Here is a 17,270-nt window from a genome sequence, read left to right as displayed (position 1 = left end):
ACCCTGAAAGGCACATCGCCCATGTCGTTTCCCATTGCACCCCAGCCCGAGACCACCCGCGAATACGCGGCATCCCTCGGAGCAGCCCTGCCCACCGACCATAAAGCGCCGGCCACCGCCGCACCTGTCATCCCCGTCGTGTTCCGCGGCCACAACCTGACCCTCGACATGGCGCTCTGGGACCTCAACGCCCAGCTGTGCTTCGAGAACAACCACATCGCCAAGGGCTTCCTCGCGATTTTCGGAGAAGAGCAGTTCGGCCGTGTCATCGGGCACCTGCCGCTGAACGAACTTCCCGAGCTGATGGCGGTTGTGCAGGCGAGTCAGGAAGCAAAAAAATAGGCAGCTGCCGCTTCCTCCTGCGGCATCACCCGATCGCAGTTGACCTCGACCTCCGCCGGTTCTACGGCGTGACGGTGAACGACGTCCTCTCGGGTGCCCTGCCGCTTTGGTACGCAGCCGAGCTCATAGACCTGCTCCCCAACGGATGCATGTACAAGCGGGAAATCGGCGGCCGCTGGGCCTGGACCGATGACCAGCAGCTGATGGTCGCAATGCACCACCAGCAGGCGATCGCCAACTGGCAAGGATCCGTGGACGGCTCCAAGAACCGGAACCAGCCGAAGCCGGCTGAACCACCGCGCGGCCGGTACGAGGTCGAAATCCAAACCGACGCTATCTACGACCGCGTGAAGCGGCATGAAGAGGCCGTGGCCCGGCGCGCCCAGCGCCAGCACGACGAAACCACAACCGAACAGTAAGGCGCGCCCATGGCCGAGACCAACAAGATCGATATCGCTACGGTATACCTGCACGTCATCCCTTCATTTGAGGGGATCGAACAGTCGATCGGCCAGCAGTTCGGGGTGCCTGCACGCCAGGCCGGCGAGCGTGCCGGCGACAGCGCCGGCCAAGGGTTCGGGTCCAAGTTCGCGGCGAAGGGGAAGCTCGTCGCCGCGGCTGGCGCGATCGCAATCGGCGCAGCTGTCATGGCCGGGTTCAACGCGTCCATGGACGCTGAAAGCGGCAACAACAAGCTGACGGCCCAGCTGGGTCTTTCGCCGGCTGAGTCCGCCAAGTACGGGAAGATCGCCGGCCAGCTGTACACGTCGAACTACGGCGAGTCGATGGGCGACGTGAACGCCGGCATTGACGCGGTCGCATCCACGCTCGTCAAGACCGGCAAGATCGGCGAGAGCGCACTCGAAGGAACCACCGCAAAAGCTATGAGCTTCGCGTCAGCGTTTGACACCGATGTGTCCGAAGCTGTCAACGGCGTCGGAGTACTCATCGACTCCGGCCTGGCGACAAACGCCGACCAGGCGTTCGACTTGATGACGGCGTCGGCCCAGCGTGTCCCGTCCGCGATGCGCGGTGAATTCGCACCAATGGTCGACGAGTACAGCAAGCACTTCGCCAACCTCGGGCTGACGGGCGCCCAGTCTATGAGCCTGTTGGTGGCCGCGAGCCAGACCGGCGCCGTCGGCATGGACAAGACCGGTGACGCGCTCAAGGAATTCACGATCCTCGCCACCGACGGCTCGGCATCCTCCATCGCAGCGTTCGAATCGATCGGCTTGAACGCCAGTCAGATGGCATCAGATATCGCCGGCGGCGGACCGGCAGCGGCGGAAGCTCTAAGCACGACCGCCGCAGCACTACTCAAAATCGAAGACCCGGCAGCACGGGCCCAAGCCTCCATCGCACTCTTCGGAGCCCCGATGGAGGACATGGGTATCGACCAAATCCCGAAGTTCCTGACGTCTCTCGACGGCGGTGCAGACGGGATGAAGGACTTCGCCGGCACGGCCGCAGAGCTAGACAAGACCATGGGCGGCGGAGCTGCCGCCAGCATCTCCGGTGTGACACGCGGGCTGCAGAAGCTGATGACGGACGCAATCACCCCGCTCCTGCCGGCCGTCTCCTCAATCATCGGGTTCATCTCCGACCACACCTGGATCATCGGCGTCCTAGCCGGCGTCGTCCTGACAGCTTTGGTGCCGGCGATGGTCGCCTGGGCCTCCGCTACGTGGGCGACTACGGCGGCATTCGTCGCGTCGCCACTTGGCCTGGTCGTGATCGGGGTCCTGCTCATCATCGCGGCCATCGTGGCCCTGGTCGTCAACTGGGACATCGTAATTGCGTTCATCAAGACCACCCTTGCCGGGTTTATCGACTGGATTTTTGACGGCCTGACAGGTTTGTCCATCTGGTTCGGCACCATCTGGCAGGGAATCCTTGACACCGCCGCAGTGATCTGGGGCGCGATCGGCGCCTTTCTGAAAGCCGCTTGGGATGCCATCGTTGCGATCTTCATGGCCGTGCACCCGGTAGGCATCATCATCTCCCACTGGGACCAGATCATGGCGTTCACCAGCACCGTCTGGACGAACGTCTCGAACTTCATCTCGGGCATCTGGAACGGGATCATCAGCGGCATCTCAACCGGAGTCGGCAACGTGCTCGGCTTCGTGTTCGGTATGGGCAACAGCATCGGCGGATTCTTCGTGGGCCTGGTCGAAACCGCGAAGTCCTGGGGCTCCAACATCCTCGGTGGCCTGCTCGACGGTCTCAAGGCCATGGGCGGAAAAGTCACCAGCTTCTTCGGTGACCTGCTCCCTTCCTGGGTCACGGCCCCGTTCGCCGAGGCGTTGGACATCCACTCACCGTCGCGGGTCTTCTTCCGCCTGGGTGAGCACACCGGAGACGGTTTTCTCGGCGGTACTTCCTCCAAGAAGGACCTGATCGAGAAATCCATGCAGTCGCTGGTGACCATCCCGACCGTGCAGTCAAGTGCGATCGCACCGGCCCGCTCCGCCGAAGGCGGACAGTCCGGCACCGGCGACACCTTCGAAATTCACCCCTCCGCGGGAATGGACGAGACGCTGCTCGCGCAGAAGATCTCCACCGCCAACGCACGGAAGAAGCGGTTCTAATCATGAGCACAGTCGACGGCCTGGTTGCAGGTCTGACCCTCACCACAGGCGCAAGCTACGGCCTGGACCCGGCCGTCGACATTGTGCTCACGGGGCTGGACGGCTGGGACGGCGGAGGGTCAATCCGCCGCATGTCCACCCCGCGATTGAACGCGCCAGGCGACTTCGCCGAGCGCGGTTACCGCGGGGCACGTCTGGTCTCCGCGACTGGTGAGGCGACGTTCCCGACCCGTGCACAAGCTGCCCGGTTCATGCTGGACGCGGTCGCAGATCTGGCCGACGGTGAGGCCGGCGTGCTCACCGTGCACAACACCGACCTCAACCTCACCATGCACCTCCCCGTCTACCTCGACGAGGTTGCCGACGTAAAGCTCACCGGTGAAACCGATGTCAGCTTCAGCTTCGACATGATCGCGCCGGACCCCCTCAAGTTGGGCGTTCCGGAGCTCGTCGCTGTATGGCCGTACTCATGGACCAACACGGGCACCGCCACCGGACGACTGGTTTTTCAGGTCGCCGGCGTCTTCCCCCACGGGTTCACGATCACCGAGACCCTGACAGGCGCCGTCCTCGCATACACCACCAGCTTCGACGGCACGGCGGCACCGCTCGTCATAGACGTCACCACGGGCCGCGTAACGCACGCGGGATTCAACCTGGCCGCCGGGCTCACCACCCGCGAATGGACGCGCGTACTGCCCGGCCAGAGCGCCGCATTCGACCTATTCGGCGTAGACGCCACCAACCCGCAGCTGATCTTGAAGGGCACCTCCACATGGCACTAACCAAGCGGATCCTGGCCTTCCAGATGACGACCGGCGCGGTGCTCTACGAGCTCGACCCGTCGAACATCAAGTGGTCAACGCGCCTCAACAAGTACGGCACCCTCAGCGTCGACGTGCGGGTCGGGTCCTATGACATCGACGCGCGCGCGGTGCGCTCCTGCACCATGCCGAAAAAGCACGGCCTCGCGTTCGTCGAAGGCGACCGCATCATTGAAGCCGGCCACATCACGTCCCGCACATTCACCGATGACGATGCCAGCGTCTCCCTCTCCGCGATCGGGCTGTGGGGCTACCTCGAATGGGTCAAGGTCTTCTCCCGCGACTTCGAGCGTGCCTGGCAGAAGCCGAAGACCGACACACACACGATCTCTGGCACCACGCTTGCGGGGATCGCACGGCAGCTCATCCGCAACGGCATGGACAATGTCCACGAGCAAGGCCGGATGGTGTCGATCACCACCAGCCCCGACGGGGAGACGGGCGCCGCAACACGCACCTACGCAGGCAAAGACCTGGCAAGCATCGCCACCCGCCTGCATCAGCTCACCGATGTCGAAGGCGGACCCGACCAGGCGTTCGAGCCCGAGTTCACCGACGATACCCAGAGCCGCATCCACTGGGTGCACCGCGCGGGGACGAGAGCAGCTCCGCTGCTCATGCAAGCCGGCGAGCCCCACACCCTGGACTTGACGGTCGAACAGGGCCCAGTCACCGGCCTTGGCGTCGACCAGGACGGCACCGCCATCACCACCCGAATCTGGGCCCGTGGAGCAGGAACCGACGACACCCAAGGGATGGCGACTGGCACCAACGAACTGCTCCTCTCTGACGGCTACCCGCTGCTTGAAGGCGACCAAAGCTTCGACGTCGAAGATCAAGCAGTCCTGCTCAGCCACACCGTGCAGGCAGTCGCGGACACCTCCGCCACGATGAGCACCTGGTCACTCAAGCTCAAACTCGACCGAATCTCCGACATCACGCCGGGCGACTTCGCCCACGTCTGGGTGACAGGCAAGAACGGAGTTGAGGATGGGAAGCACCTCTGCCGCGTCGTCGGCGTCGATGGTGACCACACCGATTCCGTCAGCCTGACGGTCCAGCCGACCCTGACCACTTGGGATGGGTTCGACCCTTTCAAGGTTCCGCGTCGATACATCGAGCCGGACGCTGCCCGCGCCGAGTCGGAGGCGTCGACCGGATCTGTTGGAAGCACGGGCGGTGGCGGCTCCGCTGTCTGGGGCGTCATCGACCCGGGTTACGTCAGCGGGCGGGCCTTCGTAACCCTTGAAGGCTCCACCGCCCTCTCCACCGAGGCTTACCTGTACCACCACAGCTACTACCCTCAGCGCGAAAGCCGGGTGCTACTGATCCCGGATCCGTCCGGGTCCTTCGTGATCCTCGGTGAGTTTCTCGGTGACCAGCCGGTCACCGAACCGAAAGCACCGTGGCTGATTTACCAGTCGGACCTCTTCGGTACGGCGACGGCGGCCAGCACCAGTGCTGGGTGGGTCACGGCGCCAGGGATCCTTGAGTCGACAAGCATCGACAGCTGGGACGTCCCGCTCATCCAGCTCGACCCGCAGTACCGGCCTGGCCGGATGTGGATGGTTGTGGCACGTGTGATCAACACCAGCGACGGCTCCCACTTCGGGCACACCGTCCTCACCATCGACACCGAGGGTCACGTGATGGCCGGCCAGCCGTATCCGAGCGCTGGAAGCACCTTCCCCGCAGACGGCTACCGCGGCGGTTACGGCGTCAGCCTCGCATCCCTGTCGCTCCTCGTGGGCGCCGGGGAGGAGAACCCTGACGACGGCCGCGGCGGTACCGGGCGCGACAGCCTGGGACTTGGTTACGGCTTCGGCCGCGGCAGCTACGACCCGGCCACACAGTGGTTGGCGGACGGCTGGGGTCCAGCAGAGAGCACACATTCCAGCTCCCGTGATGGTGTCTTCGTCATCGATCCATCGACAGATTCGCAGGTTGCCCTCATCCACGGTGCCGGCGCCCTCTCCGGGTCCGGTATCGCTTTTGACGGGGTCCGTTGGGAAGAAGCCAACTTCCCGCTCACATGGCTGACGCTGGAGCTGCAACCCGGGTTCGTGCACGGCGACTTCGCCGCGGCACCCGCGTACGACCTCGAGAACCACGGCGGCCCTGCGCAAGCAGCGATGCGGCCTGACGGCGGTGTGCTCCTCCGCGGCGGCTACGAAGGTCCGATGGGCTCCGTCGGAGCCTTCCTACCCGCCGGCTGGGCGCCTGAGTTCGAGTTGCAGACGACGACACAGCGCGGCCGGCCGTTCACCATCCGGCCTGACGGCGCGATCATCGCACCGTTCGGTTCGGTGGGGTTCGGATACCACCTGCACATCAGCACCCAGTAGCACCACCTGAAACGCCCCGGTCATCCATCCGCCGACCGGGGCGTTTTGCATGCCTCGACCCTGGCCGTTCTGCGGCCGCCGGCGTATCACCTTGTGACCCAGCCACCCCTACTCAGATCGGCACCACATGCTCCCCGAACCCTCAACCATCCCGGAATGGACGCAGTTTTGGTCCAACGTCTCCGTGCTCACGATCGCAGGGTGGGTGATCGGCATTGCCGCAGTTCTCGTCTTCTTGAACAAAACATGGCCGTGGCTGCGCAGGGTGTTCCGGACGGTCGACACGCTCACGACACTGGCCGACGTCCTCCCGAAGCTGATCACCGACGTAGCCCAGATCCGACACGAAGTTATCCCCAACCACGGCGGGAGCCTTCGGGATGCGACAGACCGGACCGAGACCGCAGTAGCCGTGCTCTCCGATGCCGTTGACCTGCACGGAACGCAGATCACCGCGATCGAAGCCGGTGTCCAACACGTAACCCGGCAGGTAGCTGCTACCAAGACCACCCTCGCCAAGCACAGCAAGCAACTGCACGGGCTCGCTGACACGACCAACGCATAACGAAAGACAGACCATGGCTTACCCCGGCTTTCATACCATCGCCCTCTCCCAGGGTGAGACTCTCAACCGCTCCTTCACCTGGGCGCTCGGCGGCGAACCCGTCGACCTGACCGGTTACACCGCCCGCATGCAGGTGCGCCACCGCGTGACAGCTGAGGCTGTCGAGCTTGAGCTCAGCTCGGCACTCGGCACGATCACGCTCGGCGGCGCCCTCGGCACGATCACGCTCCACGTCTCAGCAGCCGTCTCCGCGGCACTCCCAGCCTCCACCCTCGTCTACTCGCTCGAGCTGACCAGCTCCGGGGCCGAAACCACGCCGCTTCTCAGCGGCTCATTCACAGTAAGGGCAGAGGTGACCCGGTGAACGACATCACAATCCTGACCACCGAAGAGGTGGTTATTGTTGCGACCACCGATCAGGTTGTCGAGGTGAAGGCCGAGCAGGTGGTGGTCTCGGTTGAAGTTGGCACCTCCGGGCCGCAGGGGCGGATTGGATCTGTTGGCCCGACCGGTCAGAGCATAGTCGGCCCGGCTGGCGAGTCGATCACCGGCGAGCGCGGGCCGGCCGGGCCGCAGGGCGCGTCGGTTACCGGCGCACAGGGCGTGCAGGGGCCGGTCGGCGAATCCTTGACTGGACCCCAAGGCGAGCGCGGCGAGGTCGGCCCGGCCGGTCTCGAATGGCGTGGCATCTGGGATGAGAACATCGACTACGCACAGGACGACGCCGTCTTTGACACTGCCACGCAGGCTTCATGGTTCGCGTACGGGGAGCCGCCCGCTGGGGAGGTCCCGTCCGAGACCAGCACCTTCTGGCAGCCTCTCGCCGTACGCGGCGCACAAGGCATTCAGGGCGAGCGTGGCGAGTCCGTGACCGGTGCACAGGGCCCGATCGGCGAGTCTGTGACCGGTCCTGCCGGCGCCGACGGTCCTGCCGGAGCCGACGGCCCGCAAGGGCCCGCCGGTATCGTCGACGGGCTGCTCGGCACAATCACGGAGACGCCCGCTCTCGGCGCACTCACGCAAGTCCTCCTGGACGGCGAGCTGGCGCCGCGCACCGAAGGTTACCCGCACATGGCGCGGTACACGCCGGCCGCTGGCGACCGCGTAGGGCTCTACAAAATCGGAGGCAGCCTCACAATCATGGACCGGCTGGTCGACTACTACTGGTCGGACCCCGGGATCACCGAGTACGTCCCGCCGACACCCGAATGGAAGACCTTCGAGCCGGGAACCTTCGGGGCCCTGCAGGTCACGATGACCAGCGCCGCCTGGGTAATCACCGCCGGAAAAGTTGTGGTCCCCGCGACCGGCAACACCACACCTATCCTCCGCTTCCCCGGCACACACAGGCCGGTACGTGACGCGTACGCGTGGGTGCTCGTGAGCAATGTAATCCGGCTAGTAAAGATCGACACCGCCGGCTTCATGACCGGCGTCGGCACAACTGCACAATGGCCAGCTGGGGCAATCGTCACCCTGAACGACATCGCGTTCAACGTCTCACAGACCGCAATCCTCACGGCCTCTGGAGGCTACGGCATCGGGATGGACTCGCTCAGCATGGGCTTTGCCTTCGGCAGCAAAAGCAACTACGGAAATGGGCAGACGACAATGCCTATCCCTGTCAACGCCCGCCCTTCCACTGGGCAGAGGGTCGGATGGATGCAAGGCGACTACCGCACCGACTCCGCCGCAGTCGCAGGAGCCGCAAGTGTGTCTTTTGTCTACGCCAACTACTCAAGCACAGTCACGGACTGCTTCGAAATGGCACGGTGGACGACCGCTTCCGCCGGACTCGTCTGGGTGCGGCCGCCGCTCCTGAACGGTTACATAACCAACGTGTCCTATCCGCTCGAGTACGCGAAACGGGCCGACGGGCTGCTCGCCATCCGCGGCGGCTGCAGCAGCGGCATCCCAAACGCCCCGATCTTCGAATTCGAGGAAGGCTACCGGCCAGCCATGAAGCAGGATCGCGTTGGCGGCTGGAGCGTATCTGCCGCAGGCCTCGTTTCCTCGAATGGCCCTGCTTCGTTTACGTTCACCCTCGACCTCATGCTTGTAAACCATTAATCGAAAGGCACCACATGTCCACATTCATGATCGCCCTAATCCGGACCGCGGTCCCGCTCCTCGTAGGCTCGGCCGTCGGCTGGCTGGCGTCGATCGGCCTTGCCCTCGACCCGTCTGTCGAGGCGGAAGCCGTCCTCGGCATCACCGTACTCGCCGGCTCCCTGTACTACGCCGGGATCAGCTGGCTGGCTGTGCACGTGCCGGTGTTCGGCTGGCTACTCGGCGTCGCCAATACCCCGATCTACTCACTGGAAGCGGCGGAAGCCAAGTACTTGCCGAAGCACGCTGCGTAACTAATGCAACAGAACGCCCCACCGCTGTCACAAGACAGCTGGTGGGGCGCTTTCTCCCGTTGGCCGGGTACTTCGTCCTGGCTGCGCGTCGCGCTTCTGTAGCATGGGGGCGTGATCACACGCCAAGAGGTTTACCAGGACAAGTTCAACCCAGCGATGTCGCTTCCGTACAACCTGCGCCAGATCGACTTTCAGAGTGCGATGCAGGATGTCTACGACTTTTTCTTCGATGTGAACACCCACCTCCGTGACAAGAAGCTCAGTCGCCTTGAGGACATGTTGCGTAAAGCCAACCTCAGCGGGACGATCAGCGACATGCTGACGGACTCGATGGCGAAGCACAGCCGCTCGCTAACCGGCAACAAGTTCCACAACGGGCACCCAGATCTACTGGTTAGGGGCATCTACGCCAATGACACGGTGAAGGCCGGCGAGCAAGGTATTGAAATCAAATCCACGTTGAAGAAGGGCGGCGCCGTCGATACGCACGGCGGCCGCACTCAGTGGATGTGTGTGTTCGTCTACGCGATTGACAACGTGGGCGAACCGGTCGATGCACGAGCTCCGCTGATCTTCCGTGAGGTGTACCTCGGCCAGGTCACCCCAGACGACTTCCGCAACAATGCGCGAGGCGCTCTCGGCACCCGCACCTCCACCCTCGATGCCGACGGGATCGCCAAGCTTCGCCGGTCCTGGGTGTACATGGACCCCGCTTAGACGCGATCCGGAAGTGCGGCAAGCAGGGGAATCGACTTTGCCGCGAGCAGCGCGTACGCGTCGTCCAGCTCCACACCGACGCTGCTGTAGCCGACAGCTTCGGCCGCTGCCAGTGTCGAACCTGAGCCGGCAAACGGGTCGAGAACCGTGCCGGTGCCCATAGGCAGGATCGCGCGGACCACCTGCCGCAGGAACGCTTGCGGTTTCAGGCTTGGGTGATTGGCGATCGCCCGTTCCTTGGAATGCGTCGGTGCACTCTGGATCACGTCGCCGAACGGGCGCTCGTCAGAGATCCGGCGCAACCCGCCGGTCCCCCAGACTCGCAGGTTGTTCGCGACGGTGCCTTCTACTGGCTTCCGGAACAAGAGCCACGGCTCCCAGTTCGAGCGGGGCATGACGCTGATGTCCGGGAACTCCTCGTGGGCGTTCTTTGGGCGGTCGCCACCGCGCATCGTCGTGACCAAGCGGACAATCTCACCGCGGCGCTCGAAGCCGGCCGCATCCAGGGCGTAGCTGACCAAGTGCGAGACCAGCGGGTTCGCGGCGACCATGACGTGAGCACCCGGCACGAGGACCGGCTTGAGGATCTCACCGAACCGGCGGAAGAAGCGTTCAAGGTCGTCCAGCTCCGAGCTGGTGAGCGTCGTGAAGCGCGGGAGCGGTGCCCGTACATGGCCGTCGAAAGACGGCGGGATACGCCACGTGCCACCTCGGCCGGCACGCAGCTTGGCTAGTTCCATCGGTGTGTACTCGATCAGGCCATACGGCGGGTCGGTGACGACTCCGTGGACAGAGTTCTTGGGCTGCTCCGCCAGCCATTCGAGCGAGTCGGCCTGGAACAGGCGAGTCTTACCTGTCGCGAAGATCGGCGTGCCATTAAGTGCGGCTTCGCCAACGACGGGCGCTGTTGGGACTGACGCGTCCGCGAGCCGGTAACGGCCACGACCAAGCCTCACGAACTTTCCCGGGGTGTTCAATTGCAGATACGATCGAACGGATGAGCTCGGCACATCTTCGCCGAACGCAAGCTGCATGTGTGCCTCGATATCGCCGATGGTCGCGCCGTCTGCGCCGCCGCGCATCAGGCATTCTGCAATGCCATCACGCACCTGACCTGGCTGAAAGCGCCCCACGGCTGCCCCTATCTGTACTTGACGTCCGGACGTCATTCTATGATCGGGCCACTGACAAAGCGAATTAGACAGTCGGCCGGGCGTGGCTATCGCGGCCGCTCAGGATCCACGCTGCGCACCGCTGCGATGAACCGAACCCACCGGGCCCGACGCCTTATCCGATCCCGATCCGGGTACCGAGTTTTGGGCTCTCCAGCGTAGTGGGAGCGCCGGCTCCACCATGGTGCGATCGAGCAAACGCGGCAGTTCTGCCAACCAGAATCGGAGCCACGGAGCAGGTAGAGCCCGCATCGTTCGCAGTAAAGAGGTTCCATACTTTCTACATGCGCGGGTACCCGTCAGCCCCGCCCGCATCGCACGCGCTCCCAGGTGAGCCGCCGGCGCCGGGCTGCACGCAGGCGATACCCTCGCACCGGCTCCAACCGCCGCTCAATCCCGAGGCGGAGATCGTGCCGCCGGCCCGACCCGCCGTCGAGGTCGTACCAGCCGGGCTCGACGGCGTCGCGCCAGCAGATGCCGAGGAGGGTTGGATACCCGCAACGGCGGCAGTGGCCACCGAGGCGCTCGATCTTGGTGACGACGGACGAACGATGGATTGTCGCACCGTAGAGGTAGGAGCCGTCTGCCACTTCGAGCTCGAAAGCAGCACCGAGCTGCACCAGGCCGAGCCGGCGGAGGCGTATGAAGCGTCCGTCGTAGGCGGCGTCTACGGAGCCAGGCGCCGGGGTCCGTTTCCAGTAGAGGGCGTCGAAGGTCATAAATTCGTGGCGGGTTACATGCTCGGTCGTGACCAGCCATCGGCCTGGTCGATCCATCGTTTTGTGGTCCATGTCCCATACATGCGCGGTTCGGTTCGGTCGGCGGTCCGAAGGTCATCCCGCGCATGTAATGGGCATGAGCAGCGAACAAGCCCCCAAGTTCTGGATGACCGGTCCGCTGACCGGTGGCGAGCTACGGATCGCTGATTCACCTGGAGAGCTGCTGTTTTCGCTGCTTGCCGGATACGGGGTGCTGCCGCTGATCCCGGCATCGGAAGGCGAAGCGCCGTCGCGGTATAGAGAGTGGCTCGAGATACGGCTTCACGATCGGTACCACTTCGCGTGCGAAATTGCGACGGAGTACCAGGCCCGGGCGCTGGCGGCTGCCGCGAAGGCAGGCACCTGGAGCCTCGAGGCGGAGACCGATGCGAACATCGACCGGCTCTACTCTGCTCGTCACTTTGTTCCGGACAGCTCGCCGTGGCCGGCTGGGTCAGTGCGGCTGGTGGTCGTGCACCCGGTCTTGGAGGAGCTGGATTGGGAGCCGCCGGCTGCTAGCCGCAGTTTGGTCGTGATCGACCCTCGAACCGAAGTCGATTTACTGCGCGGGTTGACTGCATGCGGGGCGCTTGACTCAGCCGGGAGGCTGGATCTTCGGAGTCGTTTTAAGCATCCACTCGGGTTGTGATCCAGTTGCCATGTATGAGGCTATGTCACTTTAGTGCCAAACCGCGCATGTACTACCTATGAAGTCACTCAGCGCCACCTCAGCCCACACCGTCCCCTCCGCCTGGGCTTTGCGCCAGCTCGCCGTGGCACCGCCTCTCTCGGAAGGCCAGCGCTCGCTCCTGAGCGCAGCATTCAAGAGCGCGCCGGCCCTCACCTCCGCAGAGCGCGAAGCTGCCTAGCCTTCTCCACCCAACGCCCCAGCCGTGACGGCTGGGGCGTTTTTGTGATTAACGGCCCCGCCGATCAAGAGATACATCATAATTTGGTGTTGGTTGGCACCATCATCGCCACCTCCTTCTTGCCCGCGGCTTCGAGAAGGTGCCGTTTGGCTTCCTCCCGGCCGTCCTGGGCCTGGGCCCGCAGCACGTCGGCGAGCGGGGAGCCGCGGTCGATCGCCCCGACGACCTGGTCCACAAACCGGGTCAGTGATAGGAGCCGCATCCGGGTGGACAGTTCGGTCAGCGCCGAAGTGAGCGAGACCCCGGCGTGCACGTCGCCGATCACGCCGGCGAACTCGCGGGACAGCTCCCCCGAGGTGCTGCGGGAAACTCGGCGCAGGGAATCGAGGATGCCCTCGCCCGCGGCGAGCGAGAGAGTGAGGAATTCCAGGATCGTGGGCAGTTCACTGTCGATCCGCGCCAGACGAGCGGTCGCCTGGCGCTTCAGCTGGGTATCCCGCAGCAGCACACCTGCCCCTGCCGCGACAACGGGTGCCGCGATCTGCACGATGAGCGGCCAGCTGCGGCCGAGCGGGGTGCCCAGCGCGACCAACAGGGCGCCGGCGACGCCGATCAGGGCCCAGGCCAGCTGCTCGGAGCGGAAGGCGTCGACGGTGCGGGAGGAACCGGACTGCCGGAGCCGGCGCTCGATGATGTCGGCGCCGCCGAGCGCACTGGCGAGGGCCTGCGCGAGGGACTCGAACACCGGGGAGAACAGGGTGCCCAGGACCGGGATCGGGTCGACGGAACGACGGCCGACGAAGGTCCGGGCCTCGGCGGACACGTCGAGCAGATACGGCGCCAACCGGTTCGCGAGCCGGGGCCGGCTCAACCGCGGGGTGAGGCTCACCAGCGACCAGAGGCCGATGCCGAGCACCGACCCGAAAAAGGCGCCCCAGGCGAGCGCGGTCATTGGAACCACCGCCGCTCCTCGGGCAGCCGCCCCACGATGAGCATCACCCGGTAGGCCAGCACCGAGACCGTGAGTCCGCCGAGGATGACGACGGTGCCGGCCGGCGTGTTGAACGCCTGCGCCGCCTCGGGGCGGCTACTGATCAGCACCAGCACGATCCAGGGCGCGGCCACGCCGAGCCGGGCGGCGTTCACCACCCAGGACTGCTTGGCCTCCACCTCGGCCCGCACCGCGGCATCCTGGCGCAACCAGCTCGACAGGCTGCGCAACACCAGGGTGAGGTCGCTGCCGCCCACTTCCCGCGCCATCCGCAACGTCTCGATCAGGCGATCCGCGAAGGGATCGGCGAGGGAGCCCTTGAGCCTGTTGACGCTGTAGTCGAAATTGCCGGTGGCCCGGTATTCCCGCTCGAACTCGGCGAACGCCGTGCGGGTGACCACTGGTCCGGCCTGCGCCAGGCTGCTCACCGCGTCGGGCAGGGCCAGACCCGACCGCACCGCCGAGACCAAATGGTCGACCACGTCGGGCCAGACGGTGCGGTTCAGCCGCCGCCTCGCCCGGGCCCGCCAGAGCACAATCAGGGTAGGCAGGACCAGCCAGACCACACCCACGACAAGGGTGAGCGCCCGCACGCCCAGCACGGCCTCGGCGAGCGCGGCAGCCGCAATCGCGAGCACCCCAGACAGGGTGGCGAACACCGAGACCGGCACCGAACCGAACCCGGCCTGCGCGAGCCGGGCCCGCCAGCCGGCCAGCAGCCGGTTGCCGTGGGATGCACTGTCGGTGGCCGGCCACAACAGCGTTGCGCTCAGAAGCACGAGACCGGCGCCGAGGAGGCTGCCAAGCACCAGAGTCATGCCGCTCCCCTCCGCAGAACCTCGGCCGGGTCCAGGCCGGCGGCGCGGAATTTGGCCAGCTTGGTGGGGAACCCCCCGGTGTGCTCCAAGACCCCGTCCTTCATCAGGAACAGCGGACTCGCCTCGATGATGGACCCGGTGAGCTGGCCGCTCGGTGCAATGATCTCGGTTACCCGGCGACGCCCGTGCCGGTCCATCTCGCAATGCAGCACGATGTCGATGCACCCGGCCACCGTGGGCAGCACGAACGCGGAGTCGATGTTGCGCCCGGCCAGCAGCGGCAGCGTCGACAGTTTGGCGAGGGCGTCCCTTGCGCTGTTGGCGTGGATCGAACACATGCCGGGAAGTCCGCTGTTGAGCGCGATGAGCAGGTCGAGGCTTTCCGCTTCGCGCACCTCGCCCACAACAAGCCGGTCAGGTCGCATGCGCAACGACTCCTTGATCAGTCGCCGCAGGGTGATCTCCCCGGCACCCTCCAGGCTGGGCTGCCGGCACTGCATCGCAACGACATCGCGAGCCCCCACGCTCAACTCGAAGGTCTCCTCCACCGTGATGATGCGTTCCGTGCGGCGGGTGGCCGACAACAGGGCGTTGAGCATGGTGGTCTTGCCGGTCTGGGTAGCCCCTGAGACGAGGATGTTCTGCCCACCGCGCACGCAGACGCGCATGAAGTCCGCCGCCGGTTGGGTGAGAGCGCCCAGCGCCACCAACTGGGTCAGGTCCCGGATGCGCCGGGTGAACTTGCGGATGTTGACCGACCAATGCCGCTGGGTGATGTCCGGGATCACCACGTGCAGCCTGGACCCGTCGGGCAGGGACGCGTCCACGAACGGTGACGACAGGTCGACCCGCCGGCCGGAGGCCTGCAGCATCCGCTCGACGAGGTCACGCACGTCGCGCTCGGTGAGCACCATCGGGGTCAGCTCGGGGACCCCGTCCCTGGCGACGAACACCCGGCTGGGCGCGTTGATCCAGATCTCCTCGATGTCGGGGTCGTCCAGGAAGGGTTGCAGCGCACCGAACCCGGTGAGCGCGGCGACCACCTCCCTGGTCGCCTGGAACTCGTCGGTGAGCAACGGCAGCGATCCGCCGAGCGCCCGCTCGCTGTACCGGCGCACCTCGTCGCGCACGTACTGATCGGCGAGGGCATCGTCGTCGGCCAGGTCGACGCCGTCGCGGCGCACACGCAGCCGCACTTGCTCGGTGATGATGCGCACGGCCTCGGTCATGAGGGAATCCTGCTGCACAAGCAGTCCTGCCTGTGCAAGTTATCCACAGCCTGCCCTCCCTCCCGGCTCCGGGCCACTCCGCAGCCGATCGAGTGCGCTCTAGACTGGAGCCTCACTCGCGGGAGTGGTGAAATTGGTATACACGCAGGTTTTAGGTACCTGTGCCGTAAGGCGTGAGGGTTCAAGTCCCTTCTCCCGCACCGACGGGCGCCGGCTGTCAGCACACAGATGCTGTCCGGCTCCGCTGCAACTGAGAAATCACTTCAATTCTGGCCACCGGAATTCTGCTTAGGTTAGGATTGCCTTACCCGTCACTCAGTAGATCGGTTCCCATGACCGCGACCGCACGCTCCGTCCAGCGCCCCCTGGATCTCCAGCCGAGCCTGGCCGAACACCTGCGCGCCAGTTCCACTACCCCACACCGCGACACCGAGACCCGCTCCTTCATCACCGAGCTGATGAGCGGCGAACTCTCCCTCGCGGATTACACCCGCTACCTCGGCCAGTACGCCTGGGTCTACGAAGCCCTCGAACAACTCGTCGACCGGGTCTCGCAGGTCGACCGCATCGAGATCTTCGATCCGGCCTTGGACCGTCTGCCCGCCATCGAGAGCGACCTGTCCGCACTCGGGGTGCAGGACTGGCGCAGGGAACATCCGCCGCTGCCCGCCACCACGGAGTACATCGCTCACCTCCAGTCGTTCACTAGCGCCGACCGGGTCCGTTGCCTCGCCCACCACTACACCCGCTACCTCGGCGACCTGTCCGGCGGCCAGGCCATCGCGGCTCTCGTCGCCCGGCACTACGGCGCCGCGCCCGAACAACTGGGTTTCTACCGCTTCGACGCCATCAACAACATCGTCCAGTACAAGCGCGCCTACCGTGACCGACTGAACGCCCTCGCGCTCGCGCAGGTGGAGATCGACGCCCTGGTGGCCGAGGTCGACGCCGCGTTCACGTATAACGGCGCGGTCTTCGACGGGTTGGCGCGTTAGCCGATGATACGAACTGCGGCACTGGACGGCCAGCTCGGCGACTTTCTCGCGAGCGCGGGTGTCGTGGTTTTCTACCTGCTGGTCTGGACGCTCGTGTTCGCCGGCACTGCTCTTTTTCTCGGCGTGTTCATCCCGTTCATCACGGGCGACTCGCTCCTGTTCGGTGCCGGTCTGGTGGCCGCGTCCACGTCGAGCCTGAACATCGTGGTGCTCGCCGTCGGTGTGGGAATCGCCGCGTTCCTCGGCGACCAGGTGGGCTTTCTGCTCGGCCGGCGGTACGGTCGCGGCTACCTCGATAGACGTGGCGGCCGGCGCACGCGCCTGGCCATCGTGAAGACCGAGTCGTTCTACCTCAAGTACGGCTGGTGGGCCGTGGTCGTGGCCCGGTTCATGCCCTGGGCACGGGTGTTCGTACCCGTCGTGGCCGGGGTCGGCCGGATGAACTACTACAAGTTCCTCTCCAGCAACCTCGTCGGGGCCCTGGCCTGGGGTGTGGGCATCACCCTCACCGGGTACTACGCGGCTGCGATCCCCGGGGTGAAGAGTGCCGCGTACATCATCGCCGGATTCTTCATCACCGCCTCGATCGTGTTCGGTTTGCGCACCTGGTTCGCCGACCGCGCTCAGACCCACCTCGACGCCCGCACCAGCACTGGATCTCACAACACATTGGGGGGTTAGCCCACCC

Annotated in this window: 19 protein-coding genes and 1 tRNA gene; 15 read left to right on the top strand and 5 right to left on the bottom strand. The window is 65.3% G+C overall.

All coding sequences use genetic code 11. The features are described from left to right. The first annotated feature begins 21 nt into the window (after positions 1 to 21). The 10 genes from BJQ95_RS04790 (at position 22) to BJQ95_RS04745 (ending at position 9,750) form a co-directional block, all read left to right on the top strand. Positions 22 to 342 (top strand): hypothetical protein, encoded by a 321-nt coding sequence (locus tag BJQ95_RS04790; RefSeq protein WP_130178095.1) that lies wholly within the window; start codon positions 22 to 24, stop codon positions 340 to 342. A 74-nt stretch (positions 343 to 416) separates the two neighbouring features. Continuing rightward, positions 417 to 761, top strand: a complete 345-nt coding sequence (locus BJQ95_RS04785; protein ID WP_130178094.1) for a hypothetical protein — start codon at positions 417 to 419, stop codon at positions 759 to 761. Between the two features lie 9 nt (positions 762 to 770). Beyond that, a complete protein-coding gene (locus tag BJQ95_RS04780; RefSeq protein WP_130178093.1) occupies positions 771 to 2,936 on the top strand; it encodes a hypothetical protein in 2,166 nt (721 codons plus the stop codon). Positions 2,937 to 2,938: 2 nt separating this feature from the next. Beyond that, positions 2,939 to 3,721 (top strand): hypothetical protein, encoded by a 783-nt coding sequence (locus tag BJQ95_RS04775; RefSeq protein ID WP_130178092.1) that lies wholly within the window; start codon positions 2,939 to 2,941, stop codon positions 3,719 to 3,721. Then, the gene (locus BJQ95_RS04770) at positions 3,712 to 6,105 is read left to right on the top strand and encodes a hypothetical protein (RefSeq protein WP_130178091.1); all 2,394 of its coding nucleotides are present in this window, start codon (positions 3,712 to 3,714) and stop codon (positions 6,103 to 6,105) included. Before BJQ95_RS04775 ends, BJQ95_RS04770 begins: the two co-directional genes overlap by 10 nt. A gap of 184 nt (positions 6,106 to 6,289) precedes the next feature. Beyond that, the gene (locus tag BJQ95_RS04765) at positions 6,290 to 6,670 is read left to right on the top strand and encodes a hypothetical protein (protein WP_130178090.1); all 381 of its coding nucleotides are present in this window, start codon (positions 6,290 to 6,292) and stop codon (positions 6,668 to 6,670) included. 13 nt (positions 6,671 to 6,683) lie between these two features. Next, positions 6,684 to 7,034, top strand: a complete 351-nt coding sequence (locus BJQ95_RS04760) for a hypothetical protein (protein WP_130178089.1) — start codon at positions 6,684 to 6,686, stop codon at positions 7,032 to 7,034. Beyond that, positions 7,031 to 8,740, top strand: coding sequence for a collagen-like protein (locus tag BJQ95_RS04755; protein ID WP_130178088.1), 1,710 nt, complete (start codon positions 7,031 to 7,033; stop codon positions 8,738 to 8,740). Before BJQ95_RS04760 ends, BJQ95_RS04755 begins: the two co-directional genes overlap by 4 nt. Positions 8,741 to 8,754: 14 nt before the next feature. Further along, on the top strand, positions 8,755 to 9,033 hold the full coding sequence (locus tag BJQ95_RS04750) for a hypothetical protein (protein WP_130178087.1): 279 nt from the start codon (positions 8,755 to 8,757) through the stop codon (positions 9,031 to 9,033). Between the two features lie 111 nt (positions 9,034 to 9,144). Beyond that, positions 9,145 to 9,750 (top strand): hypothetical protein, encoded by a 606-nt coding sequence (locus tag BJQ95_RS04745; protein ID WP_130178086.1) that lies wholly within the window; start codon positions 9,145 to 9,147, stop codon positions 9,748 to 9,750. Here the strand turns inward: BJQ95_RS04745 and BJQ95_RS04740 are convergent. Together BJQ95_RS04740 and BJQ95_RS04735 are read right to left on the bottom strand one after the other, a co-directional pair. Further along, a complete protein-coding gene (locus BJQ95_RS04740) occupies positions 9,747 to 10,883 on the bottom strand; it encodes a DNA methyltransferase (protein ID WP_240694785.1) in 1,137 nt (378 codons plus the stop codon). The genes BJQ95_RS04745 and BJQ95_RS04740 overlap by 4 nt on opposite strands. Before the next feature lie 338 nt (positions 10,884 to 11,221). Further along, a complete protein-coding gene (locus BJQ95_RS04735) occupies positions 11,222 to 11,713 on the bottom strand; it encodes a hypothetical protein (RefSeq protein ID WP_130178085.1) in 492 nt (163 codons plus the stop codon). Between the two features lie 64 nt (positions 11,714 to 11,777). Here BJQ95_RS04735 and BJQ95_RS04730 point away from each other — a divergent pair, with 64 nt between their 5' ends. Together BJQ95_RS04730 and BJQ95_RS04725 are read left to right on the top strand one after the other, a co-directional pair. Further along, the gene (locus BJQ95_RS04730) at positions 11,778 to 12,329 is read left to right on the top strand and encodes a hypothetical protein (RefSeq protein ID WP_130178084.1); all 552 of its coding nucleotides are present in this window, start codon (positions 11,778 to 11,780) and stop codon (positions 12,327 to 12,329) included. Between the two features lie 58 nt (positions 12,330 to 12,387). Then, positions 12,388 to 12,549, top strand: coding sequence for a hypothetical protein (locus tag BJQ95_RS04725; protein ID WP_165384952.1), 162 nt, complete (start codon positions 12,388 to 12,390; stop codon positions 12,547 to 12,549). A gap of 76 nt (positions 12,550 to 12,625) precedes the next feature. Here the strand turns inward: BJQ95_RS04725 and BJQ95_RS04720 are convergent, their stop codons facing one another. From BJQ95_RS04720 to BJQ95_RS04710, 3 genes are read right to left on the bottom strand one after another with little or no spacing between them, the layout of a single operon-like run. Further along, positions 12,626 to 13,501: a type II secretion system F family protein gene (locus BJQ95_RS04720; protein WP_240694788.1), complete on the bottom strand. Its 876-nt coding sequence runs from the start codon at positions 13,499 to 13,501 to the stop codon at positions 12,626 to 12,628. Next, positions 13,498 to 14,358 (bottom strand): type II secretion system F family protein, encoded by an 861-nt coding sequence (locus BJQ95_RS04715; RefSeq protein ID WP_130178082.1) that lies wholly within the window; start codon positions 14,356 to 14,358, stop codon positions 13,498 to 13,500. Before BJQ95_RS04715 ends, BJQ95_RS04720 begins: the two co-directional genes overlap by 4 nt. Next, a complete protein-coding gene (locus BJQ95_RS04710; protein WP_130178081.1) occupies positions 14,355 to 15,587 on the bottom strand; it encodes a CpaF family protein in 1,233 nt (410 codons plus the stop codon). Before BJQ95_RS04710 ends, BJQ95_RS04715 begins: the two co-directional genes overlap by 4 nt. Before the next feature lie 118 nt (positions 15,588 to 15,705). On the opposite strand from BJQ95_RS04710, the gene BJQ95_RS04705 reads away from it, so the two are divergent. The 3 genes from BJQ95_RS04705 to BJQ95_RS04695 all read left to right on the top strand — a co-directional run bounded on the left by BJQ95_RS04705 (position 15,706) and on the right by BJQ95_RS04695 (position 17,263). Beyond that, positions 15,706 to 15,787 (top strand) — tRNA-Leu (locus tag BJQ95_RS04705). A 132-nt stretch (positions 15,788 to 15,919) separates the two neighbouring features. After that, positions 15,920 to 16,582, top strand: coding sequence for a heme oxygenase (biliverdin-producing) (locus tag BJQ95_RS04700; RefSeq protein ID WP_130178080.1), 663 nt, complete (start codon positions 15,920 to 15,922; stop codon positions 16,580 to 16,582). 3 nt (positions 16,583 to 16,585) lie between these two features. Further along, entirely contained in the window at positions 16,586 to 17,263 is a 678-nt protein-coding gene (locus BJQ95_RS04695) for a DedA family protein (RefSeq protein WP_205750138.1), read from the top strand. The last annotated feature ends 7 nt before the right edge of the window (positions 17,264 to 17,270 follow it).

This window comes from Cryobacterium sp. SO1 (assembly GCF_004210215.2).
In the GTDB taxonomy this organism is placed as follows: Bacteria; Actinomycetota; Actinomycetes; order Actinomycetales; family Microbacteriaceae; genus Cryobacterium.
This window is presented reverse-complemented; position numbering and strand designations above follow the sequence as displayed.

What these genes read in the sequence shown, in the direction of transcription:
- BJQ95_RS04790 (WP_130178095.1), top strand. Translation starts at nt 22, where the DNA reads ATGTCGTTTCCCATTGCACCCCAGCCCGAGACCACCCGCGAATACGCG.
- BJQ95_RS04780 (WP_130178093.1), top strand. Translation starts at nt 771, where the DNA reads ATGGCCGAGACCAACAAGATCGATATCGCTACGGTATACCTGCACGTC.
- BJQ95_RS04775 (WP_130178092.1), top strand. Translation starts at nt 2,939, where the DNA reads ATGAGCACAGTCGACGGCCTGGTTGCAGGTCTGACCCTCACCACAGGC.
- BJQ95_RS04770 (WP_130178091.1), top strand. Translation starts at nt 3,712, where the DNA reads ATGGCACTAACCAAGCGGATCCTGGCCTTCCAGATGACGACCGGCGCG.
- BJQ95_RS04760 (WP_130178089.1), top strand. Translation starts at nt 6,684, where the DNA reads ATGGCTTACCCCGGCTTTCATACCATCGCCCTCTCCCAGGGTGAGACT.
- BJQ95_RS04750 (WP_130178087.1), top strand. Translation starts at nt 8,755, where the DNA reads ATGTCCACATTCATGATCGCCCTAATCCGGACCGCGGTCCCGCTCCTC.
- BJQ95_RS04735 (WP_130178085.1), bottom strand. Translation starts at nt 11,713, where the DNA reads ATGGACCACAAAACGATGGATCGACCAGGCCGATGGCTGGTCACGACC.
- BJQ95_RS04730 (WP_130178084.1), top strand. Translation starts at nt 11,778, where the DNA reads ATGAGCAGCGAACAAGCCCCCAAGTTCTGGATGACCGGTCCGCTGACC.
- BJQ95_RS04725 (WP_165384952.1), top strand. Translation starts at nt 12,388, where the DNA reads ATGAAGTCACTCAGCGCCACCTCAGCCCACACCGTCCCCTCCGCCTGG.
- BJQ95_RS04720 (WP_240694788.1), bottom strand. Translation starts at nt 13,501, where the DNA reads ATGACCGCGCTCGCCTGGGGCGCCTTTTTCGGGTCGGTGCTCGGCATC.
- BJQ95_RS04715 (WP_130178082.1), bottom strand. Translation starts at nt 14,358, where the DNA reads ATGACTCTGGTGCTTGGCAGCCTCCTCGGCGCCGGTCTCGTGCTTCTG.
- BJQ95_RS04710 (WP_130178081.1), bottom strand. Translation starts at nt 15,587, where the DNA reads ATGACCGAGGCCGTGCGCATCATCACCGAGCAAGTGCGGCTGCGTGTG.
- BJQ95_RS04700 (WP_130178080.1), top strand. Translation starts at nt 15,920, where the DNA reads ATGACCGCGACCGCACGCTCCGTCCAGCGCCCCCTGGATCTCCAGCCG.
- BJQ95_RS04695 (WP_205750138.1), top strand. Translation starts at nt 16,586, where the DNA reads ATGATACGAACTGCGGCACTGGACGGCCAGCTCGGCGACTTTCTCGCG.